Source organism: Phaeodactylibacter luteus, assembly GCF_007993045.1.
GTDB classification, from domain to species: Bacteria; Bacteroidota; Bacteroidia; order Chitinophagales; family Saprospiraceae; genus Phaeodactylibacter; species Phaeodactylibacter luteus.
In genome coordinates this window covers 58916-73433 of record NZ_VOOR01000013.1, presented here as the reverse complement: position 1 = coordinate 73433, position 14518 = coordinate 58916, and the positions used below count along the sequence as shown (strand labels likewise).

Below are 14518 nucleotides of genomic sequence, written 5' to 3'. Positions count from 1 at the left end.
CGTTATCTGCTCAGGGCAATAATTAATGAGATCAAAGACAATCCAGCCGTAGCATAAGAGATAATCCGCTGAGCCGGGTCGGCTACTGTAGCAATCCGCGCCTGAATCGGCTCTACATAGATCACATCATTCTGCTGCATATAAAAATAGGGAGACGAAAAAATTTCTGCTGATTGCAGGTCCAGTCGGGTATAGGTGCGCCGCCCTTTTTTTTCCCGGATTAAAAGGACGTTATTCCGGTTGGCGTAATCGCTGAGGTCTCCTGCCATGCCGATTACTTCAAGTATAGTTGTTCGTTTGTTGGACAAGCGTTGGACCCCCGGTGCGTTCACTTCTCCCAGCACTGTAATCTTTAGATTTAGGAACCGCATTTCCACGACCGGGTCTTTGATATATTCCTGCAGCAGCCCGTAGATTTGCCCTTTGGCTTCTTCTATGGTGAGCCCTTCCACCTTTAGTTGCCCCAATACCGGGAAGTCGATGTAGCCATTTTGGTCGACCAGGTAGCCCTGGAACATCTCGAGCATGTAGTTACCGCCTTGACCTTGTCCACCCATTTGCATATTTTGTCTTTGCCCCCCAGGACCCGTTCCGGGGTTGAAAGGCGCTGCGGCGAGCGGGTCAATGCTGGTTACGTCGATACGCAGGAGGTCTTCGGGTTGTATTGTGAGGTTAATATCGTTGAAGATTTTCTCGGGGGTGTCTTCGGGGAGGTTGGCTTCGTTGAAGTTGATGAGCTGGCGGTGTTGTACGCAGGAGGAAGCGAGGAGGAGGATTAGGGTTAAGAAGGTTATATTTTTTATGATGGTGTTCATTTTTTGGGGTTTTCTGGGGGGGGCTGGGGGTTGGTGGTTTGGTTTTGTGGTTGTCTGGTGTTATGGTGTTTTGGTGGTTTGGTGGTTTGGTGGTTTGGTTTTGTGGTGTTTTGGTGGTTTGGTTTTGTGGTGGTTTGGTTTTGTGGTGTTTCTGGGGTTTGGCTTGGGGGGGGTAGGGTGTTTTGGTGTTATGGTTTTGTGGTGTTTCTGGGGTTTGGCTTGGGGGTTGGGTTTTGGAGTGTTGTGGGTTTTCTGGTGTTTTGGTGTTCTTGGGGTTTGGGTGTTCTTGGGGTTGTCTGGTGTTTTGGTGGTTTGGTTTTGTGGTTGTCTGGTGTTTTGGTGTTCTTGGGGTTTGGGTTTTCTGGGGGTTGTCTGGTGTTGTGGTGGTTTGGTGTTCTTGGGGGTTGTCTGGTGTTTTGGTGGTTTGGTTTTGTGGTGTTTTGGTGGTTCTGGGGTTGTGGCTTGGGGTTTGGTGTGTTGGTTTTATGGTGTTTTGGATCGGGCGGCTATGAGTTTGGCTAGCATGTGGGAAACGTGTTCGTATTCCTTTATGAGTTCTTCTGTTATTTTTGGGGGCAGGTAGCCGATTTCTTGTGCGATTATGAGTTGGGTGATGACTTCTGCGGTTGAGCCTTTTGCGATGTAGAAGTGCCGGATGCTTTGTTTGTTGGTGTCTAGCTCGTCTCCTTCGGCGGTGTTGGAGGGGACGGAGACTGCGGCGGCTCTGATTTGGTCTCGGAAGCGGAAGTCTTGTTTGAATTTTGTGTGCTCATCGGTTACTTGGTAGATCCTGACGGCTAGGTTTTTGCTTAGTTGCCAGACGCGGAGTTTTTTGAAGTTGCCGATGGGGGAGGGGGTTTGGGGGTTTGGTTTTGTGGTGTTGTGGTTTTCTTGGGGTTGTCTGGGGGTTTGGTGTTTTGGTGTTTCTGGGGTTGGGCTTGGGTTTGGTTTTGTGGTGTTGTGGTGTTTTGGTTTTCTTGGGGGTGTCTGGGGGTTTGGTGTTTTGGTGTTTCTGGGGTTGGGCTTGGGTTTGGTTTTGTGGTGTTTTGGTGTTGTGGTGTTCTTGGGGTTTTCTGGTGTTGTCCTCCTTCGCCTACAGGCTTCGGCGGGCGGAGGGTGGTTGGATTACCTTCTGTTTCCTCTAGGTTTTCTACCCTTTTTACGTTCATACGCTTTAATGTGCTCATCTTCGAGTTGGCGTGCTTTTTTTCTGCCAATGATCCCTTTGATGAGGATTTCTCCAACATAGCGGATGATGCCTACGGCTGCATTGAGAAAATTGATCTGTTCACGCATTCTTGAGGAGTAGCCATCTTTTCCGATAGGTTTGTCGCTAATGCCATATTTGAAGATGTCTTTCTCCTTTCGATCGTGTATGGCGTAGAGATGGTGCTCTTTTTCATTGTCGAGGCTATTACCATGCTTTGCCATACCACTTAGTCTCTCCAGCCCTGCTTATTACTATACGTCTCGATAGGGTAGGCAGGTATATAGTCATAGGGTTTTCCGGTTTTAAGCTCGAAAGCTTCACTGGGTACATACAGCAGGGACTCGAAGGTCAGGTCTTTGGGCATGGCTTCTGGATAGGACAGTACCTTTTCATAGTAGTCTTTTCCATTGGCAATGACACAGGCCCGGGCATAAAGGAAGTTGTCTACAGAAAAGTAGGCGTCTGGCTGCCAGGCGTCCTCGCCGATATGAAGGGCGTATTCCTTTTGGTCGAGCCGGTATAGCTTTTCAGAGAGCAGGTCGGCAAAGCTGTAGATGGAGCGGGCATCGAGTTGGGCAAGCTTTTCTACTGCCGGGCATACAATGGCTTCATCTGTTTTGGCTTCCCAGTCCAGCAGGTCAATAATCCCCCAGAAGTCTTGTTCGTTCAAGCTGCTGCCGGGCTCTGCCTGAAGGATCAGGTTGACCTCTGCCCCGGGGTACTTTTCTTGCAGCTCTTTGAGTTTGTCTTCATTGAGCTGATGGATGGGTATTTTGATATTTTGGGTCATGTCGCCATTTGAGTAAGTCGCTTTCAAGTTAGTTTTTTTTTGAGGTTGGGGCAAGGGGGGTATGGTTTTCCGGGGTGTGGCTTGGGGTTTGGTGTTGTGGTTTTGTGGTTTTCTTGGGGGTGTCTGGGGGTTTGGTGTTGTGGTTCTCTGGGTTGTGGCTTGGGGTTTGGTGTTTTGGTTTTGTGGTTTTGTGGTGTTTCTGGGGTTTTGGTGTTGCTGGGGGTTGGGCTTGGGTTTGGTTTTGTGGTGTTTTGGTTTTGTGGTGTTTTGGGGGTTTGGTGTTGTAGTGCTAGGGTTGTGGTCCTTTAACCTTGGGAGCTTTACACTTTAACCTTGCTTCTGCCCTTGTTCAGGTATCATTGGCGGCTATACTTCCGAACCTCGTTAGCGATGTGGTTTTTGATAAGTGGCCAGGAGGTGTCGGAGAACATTGTTGGCATCGGTTCGCGTTCTGCATCCTCGAAATAAGCTAGGCTACGGAGGGCTATCCATTCATTTCCATCGGTGATTTTTTGTTGGTAGAACTGCATTATTTCCAGGAGTGAAAATTGCTGTAGCAGGAAATAAAGGTCGATAAAGTCTTTTTTGGAACCCCGCTGTTCAATCGCTGCAATTTTCATGGCGGCGATATCCAATATTGACGCCATACGAATTCCATCTTCCTCTACTTGCGAAGCAATCCATGGATAGGGGTAATTGACGATGTCGACTTTGATATTATTGATGAAAAAAGCTTTAATGGAACTGCTGCCTCTGATGGCAACTACTTCTGCGAATTCAGATAATTGTACTGAAAGCTGATGATCATCGAGATGGTGTTCGCCAAATAAATCAATATCTATGGAGCTCCGATGCCCAAGCTGAAGCGCCAGAGCTGTACCACCCACCAATCGCAGTTTCGAAAAGGCTGGTATTTCCATGAGGGATTCTAATAATCCCAGAAGCTCTGCCGAGACTGTTTTTCTGTGTAGCACCGGAATGCTTTTTTGTCTATATTCAATACTAAGCTTAGGAAAGCTACACTTATGGCATCGAGGTTGTTTAGAGATACTACAATTTCACGAAGCGTATCTGGTCCATACCATTGTTGAATGAGTTTCCAGTCTTCCAGCTTTCCGTAACGCATGACCCGCTGTACGATGAAGTGCCGATGTTCGTGCCAATGGATATTGGAAACGGGTGTGTCCCAGAACATACGACAGGACAGGGCAGTTGCGGATGGAGTGGGACTGGTTTCTTCCGGTTTTGTGGTTTTATAATTTTGCATATTTAGAATAACCAATCTTTGGTTGGAATCGTTTGAGGGGGGGCTTGGGGTTTTGGTGTTTTGGTGGTTCTGGGGTTGTGGCTTGGGGTTTGGTGTTTTGGTGGTTCTGGGGTGTTTTGGTGTTTTGGTTTTGTGGTTTTTCTGGGGTGTTTTGGTGTTTTGGTTTTGTGGTTTTGTGGTTTTTCTGGGGTTTGGTGTGTTGGTTTTATGGTGTTTTGGATCGGGCGGTTATGAGTTTGGCTAGCATGTGGGAAACGTGTTCGTATTCCTTTATGAGTTCTTCTGTTATTTTGGGGGGCAGGTAGCCGATTTCTTGTGCGATTATGAGTTGGGTGATGACTTCTGCGGTTGAGCCTTTTGCGATGTAGAAGTGCCGGATGCTTTGTTTGTTGGTGTCTAGCTCGTCTCCTTCGGCGGTGTTGGAGGGGACGGAGACTGCGGCGGCTCTGATTTGGTCTCGGAAGCGGAAGTCTTGTTTGAATTTTGTGTGCTCATCGGTTACTTGGTAGATCTTGACGGCTAGGTTTTTGCTTAGTTGCCAGACGCGGAGTTTTTTGAAGTTGCCGATGGGGGAGGGGTTTTGGGGTGTTTGGGGGTTTGGTGTTGTGGTTCTCTGGGTTGTGGCTTGGGGGTTGGTTTTGTGGTGTTTTGGTGTTTTGGTTTTCTTGGGGGTTGTCTGGTGTTTTGGTGTTGTGGTTTTCTTGGGGTTGTCTGGTGTTTTGGTGTTGTGGTTTTGGGGTTTTGGTTTTGCTTTAATCTTGGCAGCTTTACCCTTTATCTTTATTCAGATATTAGGAGGTTTGGGGTTTTTATTCTTGAGAAAAGTCAAAAAGGAAACTTGCCTTTTTATCGTTCGATCTGTAGTAGTTGATAAGGACAGAAGTGTCAGGGGCAATTACTCTGGCATCATAAAATGGATGAAATCCGTAAAGGTTAGGATTTCTGTTTCCTCGAATTGTTTTAGCACCAGTAGGTCTTTATCGCCTGTAATTAAAAAATCAGCTTCACTGTCTTTGGCCATAGCTAACAGGAAATTGTCTTTTGGGTCTCTGCATATATCAACTTCAGATTTTACTTCGACCATTGCGCCGAAGGTATCGAAAACAGCCAAAAGGTCTTGGATATCTTCTGCTGCAAAATACTTTTGAAATTTTGACCGTTGGGCTACTAAAACAAACTCTTCTAAAAGTTGCTCACTAAAGATTAGTTTCACCTGATTATTAGCTAATAAGGCATCCAATTGGATCAGGCGTTCTGAAATCAGGTGACTGATCCAAAGGTTTGTATCTAAGATGATCTTTTTAAGAGGCACTTTCTTTATACAGTGCTGCTCTGACTTTTTCCACCTCTGTTATGATCTCCTCTTCCGTGACCGCTTCCTCTGCAGCGCGTTTCCGGATGCGCTCGGCAATTGAAGACAAGCTTGGTTTTGTTTCTTCCTGAATACGGATAAGGTTTAGTTTAGCCAATTCTTCTAAGAGGCTTTTGGCTCTTGGGTCTACCAGCTCTATGTTTAATACGGTCATTTTTTTTCTTTTTGCAGCTTATCGCTCAGGTTGTGGCAGAGGCTTGTTCTAGTGTTACGCGAGTAGCAGTATTATCTGCATAACAGTCTGCTAATGATCTGATTGTTAAAACAGTGGGGCAGGGTGGAGAGTTCCCAAAATCAAGGTGTTCAAAATTTATCGAAACGCGATTCTTGGCTTCCGTAGTTGTGGTGTTTCTGGGGTTGTGGCTTGGGGTTTGGTGTTTTGGTTTTATGGTTTTCTTGGGGGGGGCTGGGGGTTCGGTGTTTTGGTTTTGTGGTTCTCTGGGTTTTGGCTTGGAGGTTGGTGTTGTGGTTTTATGGTTTTCTTGGGGGGGGCTGGGGGTTCGGTGTTTTGGTTTTGTGGTTTTGTGGTGTTTTGGTGGTTTTGGGGTTTTGAGCGTGTGTTAGTGGCCGGTTTTGTCCACAGATTTGCACAGATGGCAGCATTTCATTCACGGCTCAAGACCTTTATTCAAATACTTCGGTCAACGGGATGTTCAAATCCGGGAGGACGGCAGACACGGGGCGCTCGCCCGTTACATAGGGCTTGCTGCCAATATAGCGGCCATGCTCATTCAAGGTATAGACGGTGACGCTGTTTTCCGAGATATCGACCAGCCAATATTCTTTGACTTCATTTTCCTCGTAGAGTTCAAATTTTTCTTTGCGCTCTTTGCGGCTGTTGCCGGGAGAGAGGATTTCGATGATGAGGTCAGGGGCACCGTTACAGCTTTGCTCATCTAGTTTGGATACTTCGCAAACGACGCAGATGTCGGGTTGGACGACAGTGTCTTTGCCCTTTTTGTTGAGCTTTACATCGAAGGGTGCATGGAATAATTGGCAGGGTTGTTTCCAGAGCAAGGCGTCTAAAAAGTGGAGCAGGTTTCTGCTTACTTGCTGATGCTTTACACTAGGTGCCGGGGACATTTTAAACACGCGCCCTTTTATGAGCTCTACCCGTTCTTTGAACCCCCACTGCAGGTAATCTGCATAGGTGTACTTTTTATTGAGGTCTAGCTGATTGATATCGGTAATCATCGTTTTACCCTTTGACCGGTAGCTGTCAATTTAGGGGTTTTCGGCAGCGTGGGCAAGTCTTGTCCACAGATTTGCACAGATGGCAGCACAGATGTTTGGTGTGCATTAGTGGCTAGTGTTGCCCCGTTTTACATCGTAATAGTCGAGGTACCAATCCACAAAAGCATCAATCCCCTCTCGGATGCTTGTCTCGGGCTTGTACCCAAAGTTATCAATTAAGTCCTGCACATCTGCATAGGTGGCAGGCACATCGCCCGGTTGGATGTCCATCATATTTTTCTCTGCCGTAATGCCCAGTTTGTCCTCGATGGCTTTGATGAAATCTAGGAGCTTTACCGGGTTATTGTTGCCGATGTTGTAAACCTTCCAGGGCGCTACAGAGGAGTCTGGCAGGGGATTTGCGCCGGTCCATTCCGGGTTGCCCTGAGGCGGGCCATCAATGACGCGCACCACGCCCTCTACGATATCATCTACGTAAGTGAAATCACGCACCATATTGCCGTGGTTGAACACCTTGATCGGCTCGCCTTTCAGCATGGCCTCCGTGAAGAGGAAGAGGGCCATATCCGGCCGGCCCCAAGGCCCGTAGACGGTAAAGAAGCGCAGCCCGGTCGTGGGCAGCCCGAACAGGTGGCTGTAGGTGTGGGCCATCAGTTCGTTGCTCTTTTTGGAAGCGGCGTAGAGGGAGATAGGGTGGTCTACATTATCAGCGGTAGAAAGGGGCATTTTCTCATTCAGCCCGTACACGCTGGAGCTGCTGGCGTAGGCAAGGTGGCCTACCTTATGATGACGGCAGCATTCCAGGATATTGGTAAAGCCTATGATGTTGCTGTCGATATAAGCTTGGGGGTTGATCAGGCTATACCGCACCCCGGCTTGTGCGGCGAGGTTGACTACGGCATCAAACTGTTCTGCTTTGAATAGTTTGTCCAATCCTTCCCGGTCGGTCAGATCGAGCTTGATGAACTGATAGTTATCGTGGGTATTGCTCTTTACGGGCTTGCCGTAGGCTATGGTATCGGTGTTGATCCCGGCGCTTTTGAGTCGGTCGTACTTGACCTGCGGGTCGTAGTAGTCGTTGATGATGTCGAGGCCGGTAACTTGGTCGCCGCGTTGGGTTAGCCGGTTAGCCAGGTGGTAGCCTATGAACCCTGCTGTTCCAGTGATCAGTATTTTCATTTTGTAATAAGTGTTAGAATGCTGGGGCTGTGTTGAGGTTGAGGTTTAGGTTTAGGTTTAGGTTTAGGTTGAGGTTTCTTTGTGCTGAGGTTTAGGCTGAGGTTGAGGTTTCTTTGTGCAGGGGCTGTGTTGAGATTTTTCTTGTGTTGAGGTTGAGGCCATCCGGGGGCTGCTACAGGATGCGGTCGCCACTTAGCCCCTCAACCCTCATCCCTCATCCTTACCCTTTACCCCTCAACCTTACCCTTAGCCCTCAACCTCATCCTTAGCCCTCACCCCTCACCTCAAGGCCTTCATCAACCGGTTTAATTCCAAAATCAGGACATTATATTCCTGAAAGAGAGGTTCCACCTTTTCCGGTGTGAAATATTCAACCCCTTGTCCATAAAGAAGATGGCTTTGGGTTTCGCATGCTGATCCGCGGGCGATGGTGTAGAAATAGCTTTTATCCTTTGAAGTGCGCCTGCCAAACCCTTCTGCAATATTACCGGAGACGCTATTGGAAGACCTTCTGATTTGCGAGGTCAATCCGTAGTCCTCAGATCTGGGCAGAGGCACGGTAAGCTGGAAAACTTCGGTAGCCAGTTCATTTGCTTTTTGCCAGACGGGCATTTCACTGAAGGATTGGTAGGGCATGGTGGACTGAGATTGAGGTTTTTCTTGTGCTGTGCTGGGTCTGTGTTGAGGCTGAGGATTGAGGTTTTCTTGTGATAGGGCAGTGTTGAGGTTGAGGCTGAGGTTTTCTTGTGCTGGGGCTGTGTTGAGATTTTTCTTGTGTTGAGATTGAGACCATTCGGGGGCTGCTATAGTAAACGGTCGCTACTTGGCCCATCACCCCTCATCCCTCAACCACACCCTTAGCCCTCATCCTCACCCTTAGCCCTCAACCTCAATCCTCACCCCCTCACCCCTCCTACGGCTTCGCCGACGATAAGTCGCAAGGGCTTAACCGGCTGAACAGAGATATGTAGTTGGCCAAAAGGCATCAGTTGCACCAGCCCAGCAAAAGCGGACCGATCAATATAGATAACTGCAAAGGTAGCAGTTGTTAGTCAAGTTGTGTGTTAAAGTGTTTGCCGGAGCTGAAAAGCGACACCCGTAGAAAGAGCAGCGCCCCGGAGACGTTGTAGTAACGAAGGGCAGTTCAGAGGACCAGCCTCCCAACACCATCCCCCAGAAGCAGCTGTAATGTTCCAGCCTTAGGGGAAGCCCATTCATTTTGTCGTTCGGCTTCTTTTCGTAGGACAATGCAAAAAAAGGCTGCCAATTCCGATTTCCCAAATTTTAAGCCCACAAAATCAAAAGCCACTTTCCCGCCAAGGGCTATCGCCAACCTAACCCCCTGCCAGGCAGCCATTTAGCCCCATCTGTTCTTTTTATAAAATCCAAAGCCCAGGATAACCGCTTTGGAACAGCCTCATATAGTTGTTCAGGGGCCTACCCTCGCCACAGGCTCGGGTCGCTACGCTCCGGGGCTCGCTATCCGCTCGGCCCTGCGGGCTGGCCACCCCTCCGCATCGCTAGTCCGGGCATAAAAAACCAATTGCCCGCCACCTTTTCCTCAAAAATTTCAGCGATTGGCAAAAAGCACTATTTTTGCGGAGCCCGCACAAGATGCGTGCAGCCAAGCCCCACTGTGAACCCAATACGCCATCCCGACCGGCCACAGCCGTCAAACATTCATGGCCCGTCCACAAGGCCCGGCACAAATCTACTTCATGAAGATACTTCAGCTCTGCAAGAAATTCCCGTACCCCCTGAAAGATGGCGAGTCCATAGCCGTGACTTCCCTCAGCCGGGCATTCCACGAGCTGGGCAGCGAGGTCACCCTCCTGGCCATGAACACCCACAAGCACTATTTCCCCATCGATCAGCTGCCGGCCCCCTTCAGCTATTACAAGCAGGTACAGGCCGTGCCGGTCGACAACCGGGTGAAGCCCTGGGAAGCCCTGAAGCATCTCTTCAAGCCGGGCTCCTACCACATCTCCCGTTTTGTGTCCCAAGCTTTTAGCGACCGCCTGGCACAGCTCCTACGCGCCCATCAGTTCGATGTCATACAGCTGGAGACGCCCTACCTGTCGCCCTACCTGCCCCTCATCCGGCAGCACTCCTCCGCCCTGGTCTCCATGCGGGCCCACAATGTGGAGCACGAGATATGGGGGCGCATTGTGCAGCACACCCGCCCGGGGCTGAAGCGCTGCTACCTCAGCCACCTCACCGGCCGGCTGCGGGCCTACGAGGTAGCGCAGCTGCAAGGGTACGATTACCTGGCTGCCATCACCGAGCGCGACCTGCAGCAGTTCCGTCAGCTGGGCTACGAGGGCGCGGGCAGTGCGGTCCCCATCGGCATCGACTGCAGCCGTTACCACCCCGACTATGGGAGCTATCAGCGCCCCGTCAGCTTTTCCTTCATCGGCTCTCTAGATTGGATGCCCAATCAGGAGGGGCTGAAGTGGTTCCTCGACAGCGTTTGGGGTCCGCTCCGGCAGGCCCACCCCACGGCAGAGCTGCACGTGGCGGGCCGCAATACCCCCGATTGGCTGACGAGGCTGCGCCGCCCCGGCGTGAAGGTGCACGGCGAAGTGCCTAGCGCGAGCCAGTTCATCAACCGGCACAGCGTCATGGTCGTCCCCCTTTTGGCAGGCAGCGGGATGCGCGCCAAGATCCTGGAAGGCATGGCCCTGGGCAAGGCCGTCCTGACCACCCCCGTAGGCCTGGAAGGGATAGCCGCCAAAGACCAGCAAGAAGTGCTGATCGCAGAAGGGCCGGAAGGCTTCCTGCGGCAGGCCCAATACATTTTCGGGGCGGGCCCCCGCCTGGAGCAGATGGGGCAGGCTGCCCGCCGGCTGGTGCAGGAGCGCTACGATAGCCGGGAGGTGGCCCGTGGGCTGCTGAAGGCCTACCGCGCACTTAATGTCGAAGCCCTTTAGATGATGACAGCGCTCGGGCATATCATGTTTTGGGGCGGGCTGTTGTCCTTGCTGCACACCTACCTTTTTTACCCCCTGCTCCTGAAGTTGCTGGCCCGTGGCAAGGCCGAGCAGCTCCCGCCCACGGAGGAGTGGCCGGAGGTCTTCATCATCATGTCGGCCTACAACGAGGAGCGGGTCATCGAAGAGAAGATGGCCTCCCTTTCCGCCCAGGAATACCCCGAAGGCCGGCTGCAGATCCTGGTCGGCTCCGATTGTTCCGACGATGGCACCAACCGCCTGGCCGCAGCCTGGGCAGGCCGGGAGCCGCGCCTGTCCTTCTTCCCCTACACACAGCGCAGGGGCAAGCCAGAGGTGATCAACGAGCTGGCGCAGGAAGCCCGGAGGCGGGCGTCTTCCCCGGACTACATCCTCATCATCACCGACGCCAGCGTCATGATGGAGCCGGGCACAGCCCGCCGCCTGGCGGCACGATTTGCCGACCCGGGCGTGGGGCTGGTAGACAGCCACATCAAGCATACGGGCATGCAGCGGGCGGGCATATCCGAGGCGGAGAACACCTACATTTCTGGGGAGGTGCTGCTCAAGCACCGCGAGGGGCTGGCCTGGGGCTGCATGATGGGCCCTTTCGGCGGCTGCTACGCCCTGAGGGGGCGCTATTTCAGCCCGGTCCCCTCCACCTTCCTGGTCGATGATTTTTACATCACCATGCGCTTGTTCGAACAGGGCGGCAGGGCGGTCTCCGCCCTTGATGCCCTCTGCTACGAGGCGGTCTCCCACGACATCCGGGAGGAGTTCCGGCGCAAGGTCCGCATATCGGCCGGCAATTTTCAGAACCTCAAGGCCTTCCGGCACCTGTGGTGGCCCCCGTTCGGCCGCCTGGGCTTCGCCTTTTTTTCCCACAAAGTGCTGCGCTGGCTGGGCCCTTTCGCCCTCATCGCCCTTTTGGCGGGCACGGCCCTGCTGGCCCTGGGGGGCAACTTATTCTACCAGCTGTTGTTTGGGCTTTTAGCGGGCGGGATGCTGCTGCTGCCGCCCCTGGATCAGTTATTGCACCGATGGCAAATCGACTGGCTGCCCGTCCGGGGCGCACGCTATTTTTTGGCGATGAACCGGGCACTGCTGGCTGGTTTTTACAAATATCTAAAAGGAGTACGCACCAATGTCTGGCAACCAACCAAACGAAACTAAACCAAAGGATTTTCAGCTCAACACCATAGAAGAGGCCATAGCCGACATCAAAGCGGGCAAGGTCATTATTGTGGTAGACGACGAAGACCGGGAGAACGAGGGCGATTTTATCTGTGCCGCAGAGTGCGTCACGCCTGAGATCATCAACTTCATGGCCACCCATGGGCGGGGGCTGATCTGCTCGCCCATCGATGAGAAGCGGGCCGACGAGCTGGGGCTCGAAATGATGGTCTCTTCCAATACTGCTTTGCACGAGACGGCTTTTACCGTTTCTATCGACCTGATCGGGCATGGCTGCTCCACGGGCATTTCGGCTTACGACCGGGCTACAGGCATCCGCCACCTCGTCAACCCCGATGCCAAAGCAGAAGATTATGCCCGCCCGGGGCACATTTTCCCCCTGAGGGCTAAAACCGGAGGGGTGCTGCGCCGCACTGGCCACACCGAGGCGGCTATCGACCTGGCGCGGCTGGCCGGCTTCCGCCCGGCCGGGGTCCTGGTGGAGATCCTCAATGAAGATGGCACCATGGCCCGCCTGCCGCAGCTCATCGAAATCGGGCAGCGGTTTGGGCTAAAGATCATCGCCATCAAAGACCTCGTCGCCTACCGCATGCAGACGGAGCGCCTCATCCGCCGGGAGCTGTCGGTCTCTCTAGACACCCAATACGGGCCTTTCGAGGTCATCGCTTTCCGGCAGCTGACCACCGGCGATATCCACCTGGCGATCAAGAAAGGCAGCTGGAACCCCGGGGAGCCGGTACTGGTCCGGGTGCACTCCTCCACCGAGACCGGAGAGATCCTGGGCTCCCTGTTCGACAATTACGGGGTGCAGATACAGCGGGCGATGGAGAAGATAGCGGAAGACGGCAACGGGCTACTGTTGTACATGCGCCACGGCGAGAAGTACGAATCCATCTTGCAGCACCTGTCCGATTATGCCAAGCTTCAGGAGAAAGGGGAGAAGGCCGAGCTCAGGGGCGGCATGGACCAACGCGACTTTGGCGTAGGCGCTCAGATCTTGCGCGACCTGAACATCACCAAGCTCCGCTTGCTGACCAATGCGCAGCGCCGCCGCATCGGCCTCATCGGGTATGGGCTGGAAGTTGTGGAGAACGTACCTTTATAAACAGGGGGTATGGGCCGGTACGAGCGCAAATACAAGATCGAGCAGCTTTCGCCTGCTGTAGTGGAAACGGTGGTGCGCCACCACCCGGCAGGGTTCCGTGCTCTGCATCCGCCCCGCTACATCAACAATTTGTACTTTGATACGCCCGGCTTCACCGCATTCCAGGATAATGTGGACGGTGCGCCTCAGCGCCTGAAGTACCGCCTGCGCTGGTATGGGGCCGACTTCAGTACCTTGCAAGACCCGGTGCTGGAGGCCAAGGTCAAAGACAATCAGGTGGGCTATAAGCGGCATTTCCCGCTGCCCCCCGGGCGCTACGGGCTGCAAGCCCTGCCGGCTTTGGTCGGGCAGTGCCGGGCCCTGGCCCATAAGGGGCTCGACCTGCAGCCGGTCTTGTTCAACCGATACCACCGGTCTTATTGGGCGGCTCCGGCTTACCCCTTCCGCCTGACCATAGATACGGCTCTGAGCTTTGGCCCTTACGCCCCTTCGGGGGTTGGGCGGCTGCCCTACACAGAAGAGGCCGTGGTGGTAGAGGTGAAGTACGAGTCCGGGGATGAACATCTGGCCGGCTTCGTGCTGCAGCATCTGCCGTTCCGCATGACCAAAAGCTCCAAATTCGTGACGGGCATCAATTTTGTGTATGGCTGATCAGGCCTGGCCTGGCTTGGCGGCAACGCCCAAAAGCGTGCCAAGGCAAAGCATACCACAGCGAAAAAGCATAAGATTTTGGAAATAGCACCGCGCACCGTATCCATTACCCGGGCATTGCAGCCCGGCAGCCCCTTCCGGGAAAAAATGGAGGGGGCAGGCTGGGTGGTCCACGGGCAGAGCTTGATCCGGTTCCGCTGTTGTGCCCCGCCCGCCCTTCCCGAAGCAGACTGGCTGTTTTTCTACAGCCCGAGGGGGGCAGACTGCCTGTCGCGCCTGCACCCCAGCCCGGCAGGCTACCGCATGGCCGCAGTAGGGCCGGGCACGGCAGCAGCCATGCAGCGCCACGGCTGGCTGCCGGATTTCACAGGCACGGGCCGCCCCGGGGAGACGGCCGAGGCTTTTGCCAAAGAGGCCAGCGGGCACAGCGTAGCCTTTGTGCAGGCGAAGCACTCCCGGCAGTCGGTCCAAAAAGCATTGGGCGGTCGGGTGGCGGCACAGTCTGTAGTGGCCTACGATAACGAAGCTGCCCCGCCGGCTGAGCAGTGGCCGTCGGCAGCCATTGTCTTCACCAGCCCTATGAGCGCCCGGGCTTATTTGAGCGTTTTCCCCCTGCTGCCCGGTCAGCGCGCTTTTGCCATCGGCCAGCCGACGAAGGACGCCCTCGCTTCCCTGGGGGTAGCTGCACCGCAGGCCGAGCGGCCGGACGAAGAGGCCATGGCCCAAATGGTCCTGGCCGCGTTGTTGTAACTTTTGTGCCGGCTGGCGTTAGGGCCGGAAAAGAACAGATAGC

At 53.3% G+C, this 14518-nt stretch carries 19 protein-coding genes; 7 read left to right on the top strand and 12 right to left on the bottom strand.

The annotated features are described in order from the left end of the window. Positions 1-2: 2 nt before the first annotated feature. Positions 3-815: a polysaccharide biosynthesis/export family protein gene (locus FRY97_RS08215; RefSeq protein WP_147166965.1), complete on the bottom strand. Its 813-nt coding sequence runs from the start codon at positions 813-815 to the stop codon at positions 3-5. Between FRY97_RS08215 and FRY97_RS22955 the strand changes: the two genes are divergently transcribed. Beyond that, positions 802-1398 (top strand): hypothetical protein, encoded by a 597-nt coding sequence (locus FRY97_RS22955; RefSeq protein WP_211356829.1) that lies wholly within the window; start codon positions 802-804, stop codon positions 1396-1398. The genes FRY97_RS08215 and FRY97_RS22955 overlap by 14 nt on opposite strands. Here FRY97_RS22955 and FRY97_RS23315 read toward each other — a convergent pair. From FRY97_RS23315 to FRY97_RS08180, 5 genes are all read right to left on the bottom strand, one after another. After that, on the bottom strand, positions 1299-1604 hold the full coding sequence (locus tag FRY97_RS23315; RefSeq protein ID WP_394349353.1) for a four helix bundle protein: 306 nt from the start codon (positions 1602-1604) through the stop codon (positions 1299-1301). The two genes, FRY97_RS22955 and FRY97_RS23315, sit on opposite strands and share 100 nt — an antisense overlap. A 336-nt stretch (positions 1605-1940) precedes the next feature. Then, positions 1941-2246 carry a hypothetical protein gene (locus tag FRY97_RS08195; RefSeq protein ID WP_147166964.1) on the bottom strand — a complete coding sequence of 102 codons (306 nt, stop codon included), beginning with the start codon at positions 2244-2246 and terminating at the stop codon, positions 1941-1943. Between the two features lie 5 nt (positions 2247-2251). Then, the gene (locus FRY97_RS08190; protein WP_147166963.1) at positions 2252-2842 is read right to left on the bottom strand and encodes a DUF4240 domain-containing protein; all 591 of its coding nucleotides are present in this window, start codon (positions 2840-2842) and stop codon (positions 2252-2254) included. Between the two features lie 329 nt (positions 2843-3171). After that, on the bottom strand, positions 3172-3735 hold the full coding sequence (locus tag FRY97_RS08185) for a nucleotidyl transferase AbiEii/AbiGii toxin family protein (protein ID WP_147166962.1): 564 nt from the start codon (positions 3733-3735) through the stop codon (positions 3172-3174). An 8-nt stretch (positions 3736-3743) separates the two neighbouring features. After that, positions 3744-4010: a DUF6922 domain-containing protein gene (locus FRY97_RS08180; RefSeq protein ID WP_147166961.1), complete on the bottom strand. Its 267-nt coding sequence runs from the start codon at positions 4008-4010 to the stop codon at positions 3744-3746. Between the two features lie 94 nt (positions 4011-4104). Between FRY97_RS08180 and FRY97_RS08175 the strand changes: the two genes are divergently transcribed. Further along, the gene (locus tag FRY97_RS08175) at positions 4105-4326 is read left to right on the top strand and encodes a hypothetical protein (protein ID WP_147166960.1); all 222 of its coding nucleotides are present in this window, start codon (positions 4105-4107) and stop codon (positions 4324-4326) included. Here the strand turns inward: FRY97_RS08175 and FRY97_RS23310 are convergent. The 6 genes from FRY97_RS23310 to FRY97_RS08145 form a co-directional block, all read right to left on the bottom strand. Next, the gene (locus FRY97_RS23310) at positions 4288-4593 is read right to left on the bottom strand and encodes a four helix bundle protein (RefSeq protein WP_394349352.1); all 306 of its coding nucleotides are present in this window, start codon (positions 4591-4593) and stop codon (positions 4288-4290) included. The two genes, FRY97_RS08175 and FRY97_RS23310, sit on opposite strands and share 39 nt — an antisense overlap. Positions 4594-4977: 384 nt before the next feature. Beyond that, on the bottom strand, positions 4978-5394 hold the full coding sequence (locus FRY97_RS08165) for a putative toxin-antitoxin system toxin component, PIN family (protein WP_147166959.1): 417 nt from the start codon (positions 5392-5394) through the stop codon (positions 4978-4980). Then, the gene (locus FRY97_RS08160; protein WP_147166958.1) at positions 5384-5608 is read right to left on the bottom strand and encodes a hypothetical protein; all 225 of its coding nucleotides are present in this window, start codon (positions 5606-5608) and stop codon (positions 5384-5386) included. The genes FRY97_RS08165 and FRY97_RS08160 overlap by 11 nt, the downstream gene beginning before the upstream one ends. A 470-nt stretch (positions 5609-6078) precedes the next feature. Further along, the gene (locus tag FRY97_RS08155; RefSeq protein WP_147166957.1) at positions 6079-6648 is read right to left on the bottom strand and encodes a Uma2 family endonuclease; all 570 of its coding nucleotides are present in this window, start codon (positions 6646-6648) and stop codon (positions 6079-6081) included. Between the two features lie 105 nt (positions 6649-6753). Beyond that, positions 6754-7827: an NAD-dependent epimerase gene (locus FRY97_RS08150; RefSeq protein ID WP_147166956.1), complete on the bottom strand. Its 1074-nt coding sequence runs from the start codon at positions 7825-7827 to the stop codon at positions 6754-6756. Positions 7828-8106: 279 nt separating this feature from the next. Beyond that, complete coding sequence (locus FRY97_RS08145; protein ID WP_147166955.1) at positions 8107-8463, bottom strand: four helix bundle protein; 357 nt, start codon at positions 8461-8463, stop codon at positions 8107-8109. A 1082-nt stretch (positions 8464-9545) separates the two neighbouring features. On the opposite strand from FRY97_RS08145, the gene FRY97_RS08140 reads away from it, so the two are divergent. The 5 genes from FRY97_RS08140 (at position 9546) to FRY97_RS08120 (ending at position 14475) form a co-directional block, all read left to right on the top strand. Next, complete coding sequence (locus tag FRY97_RS08140; RefSeq protein ID WP_147166954.1) at positions 9546-10757, top strand: glycosyltransferase family 4 protein; 1212 nt, start codon at positions 9546-9548, stop codon at positions 10755-10757. Further along, on the top strand, positions 10758-11948 hold the full coding sequence (locus tag FRY97_RS08135; protein ID WP_147166953.1) for a glycosyltransferase: 1191 nt from the start codon (positions 10758-10760) through the stop codon (positions 11946-11948). It abuts the gene before it with no gap. Further along, positions 11920-13074, top strand: a complete 1155-nt coding sequence (gene ribB, locus FRY97_RS08130; protein WP_147166952.1) for a 3,4-dihydroxy-2-butanone-4-phosphate synthase — start codon at positions 11920-11922, stop codon at positions 13072-13074. Before FRY97_RS08135 ends, ribB begins: the two co-directional genes overlap by 29 nt. A 9-nt stretch (positions 13075-13083) precedes the next feature. Beyond that, positions 13084-13725: a polyphosphate polymerase domain-containing protein gene (locus FRY97_RS08125; RefSeq protein ID WP_147166951.1), complete on the top strand. Its 642-nt coding sequence runs from the start codon at positions 13084-13086 to the stop codon at positions 13723-13725. Positions 13726-13803: 78 nt separating this feature from the next. After that, entirely contained in the window at positions 13804-14475 is a 672-nt protein-coding gene (locus FRY97_RS08120) for a uroporphyrinogen-III synthase (RefSeq protein WP_147166950.1), read from the top strand. Positions 14476-14518: the final 43 nt, after the last annotated feature.

Bases quoted from the DNA above. Each gene is read 5' to 3' on its own strand.
- FRY97_RS22955 (WP_211356829.1), top strand. From the start codon at position 802: ATGATGGTGTTCATTTTTTGGGGTTTTCTGGGGGGGGCTGGGGGTTGG.
- FRY97_RS08215 (WP_147166965.1), bottom strand. From the start codon at position 815: ATGAACACCATCATAAAAAATATAACCTTCTTAACCCTAATCCTCCTC.
- FRY97_RS08195 (WP_147166964.1), bottom strand. From the start codon at position 2,246: ATGGCAAAGCATGGTAATAGCCTCGACAATGAAAAAGAGCACCATCTC.
- FRY97_RS08185 (WP_147166962.1), bottom strand. From the start codon at position 3,735: ATGGAAATACCAGCCTTTTCGAAACTGCGATTGGTGGGTGGTACAGCT.
- FRY97_RS08180 (WP_147166961.1), bottom strand. From the start codon at position 4,010: ATGTTCTGGGACACACCCGTTTCCAATATCCATTGGCACGAACATCGG.
- FRY97_RS08160 (WP_147166958.1), bottom strand. From the start codon at position 5,608: ATGACCGTATTAAACATAGAGCTGGTAGACCCAAGAGCCAAAAGCCTC.
- FRY97_RS08155 (WP_147166957.1), bottom strand. From the start codon at position 6,648: ATGATTACCGATATCAATCAGCTAGACCTCAATAAAAAGTACACCTAT.
- FRY97_RS08150 (WP_147166956.1), bottom strand. From the start codon at position 7,827: ATGAAAATACTGATCACTGGAACAGCAGGGTTCATAGGCTACCACCTG.
- FRY97_RS08145 (WP_147166955.1), bottom strand. From the start codon at position 8,463: ATGCCCTACCAATCCTTCAGTGAAATGCCCGTCTGGCAAAAAGCAAAT.
- FRY97_RS08140 (WP_147166954.1), top strand. From the start codon at position 9,546: ATGAAGATACTTCAGCTCTGCAAGAAATTCCCGTACCCCCTGAAAGAT.
- FRY97_RS08135 (WP_147166953.1), top strand. From the start codon at position 10,758: ATGATGACAGCGCTCGGGCATATCATGTTTTGGGGCGGGCTGTTGTCC.
- ribB (WP_147166952.1), top strand. From the start codon at position 11,920: ATGTCTGGCAACCAACCAAACGAAACTAAACCAAAGGATTTTCAGCTC.
- FRY97_RS08125 (WP_147166951.1), top strand. From the start codon at position 13,084: ATGGGCCGGTACGAGCGCAAATACAAGATCGAGCAGCTTTCGCCTGCT.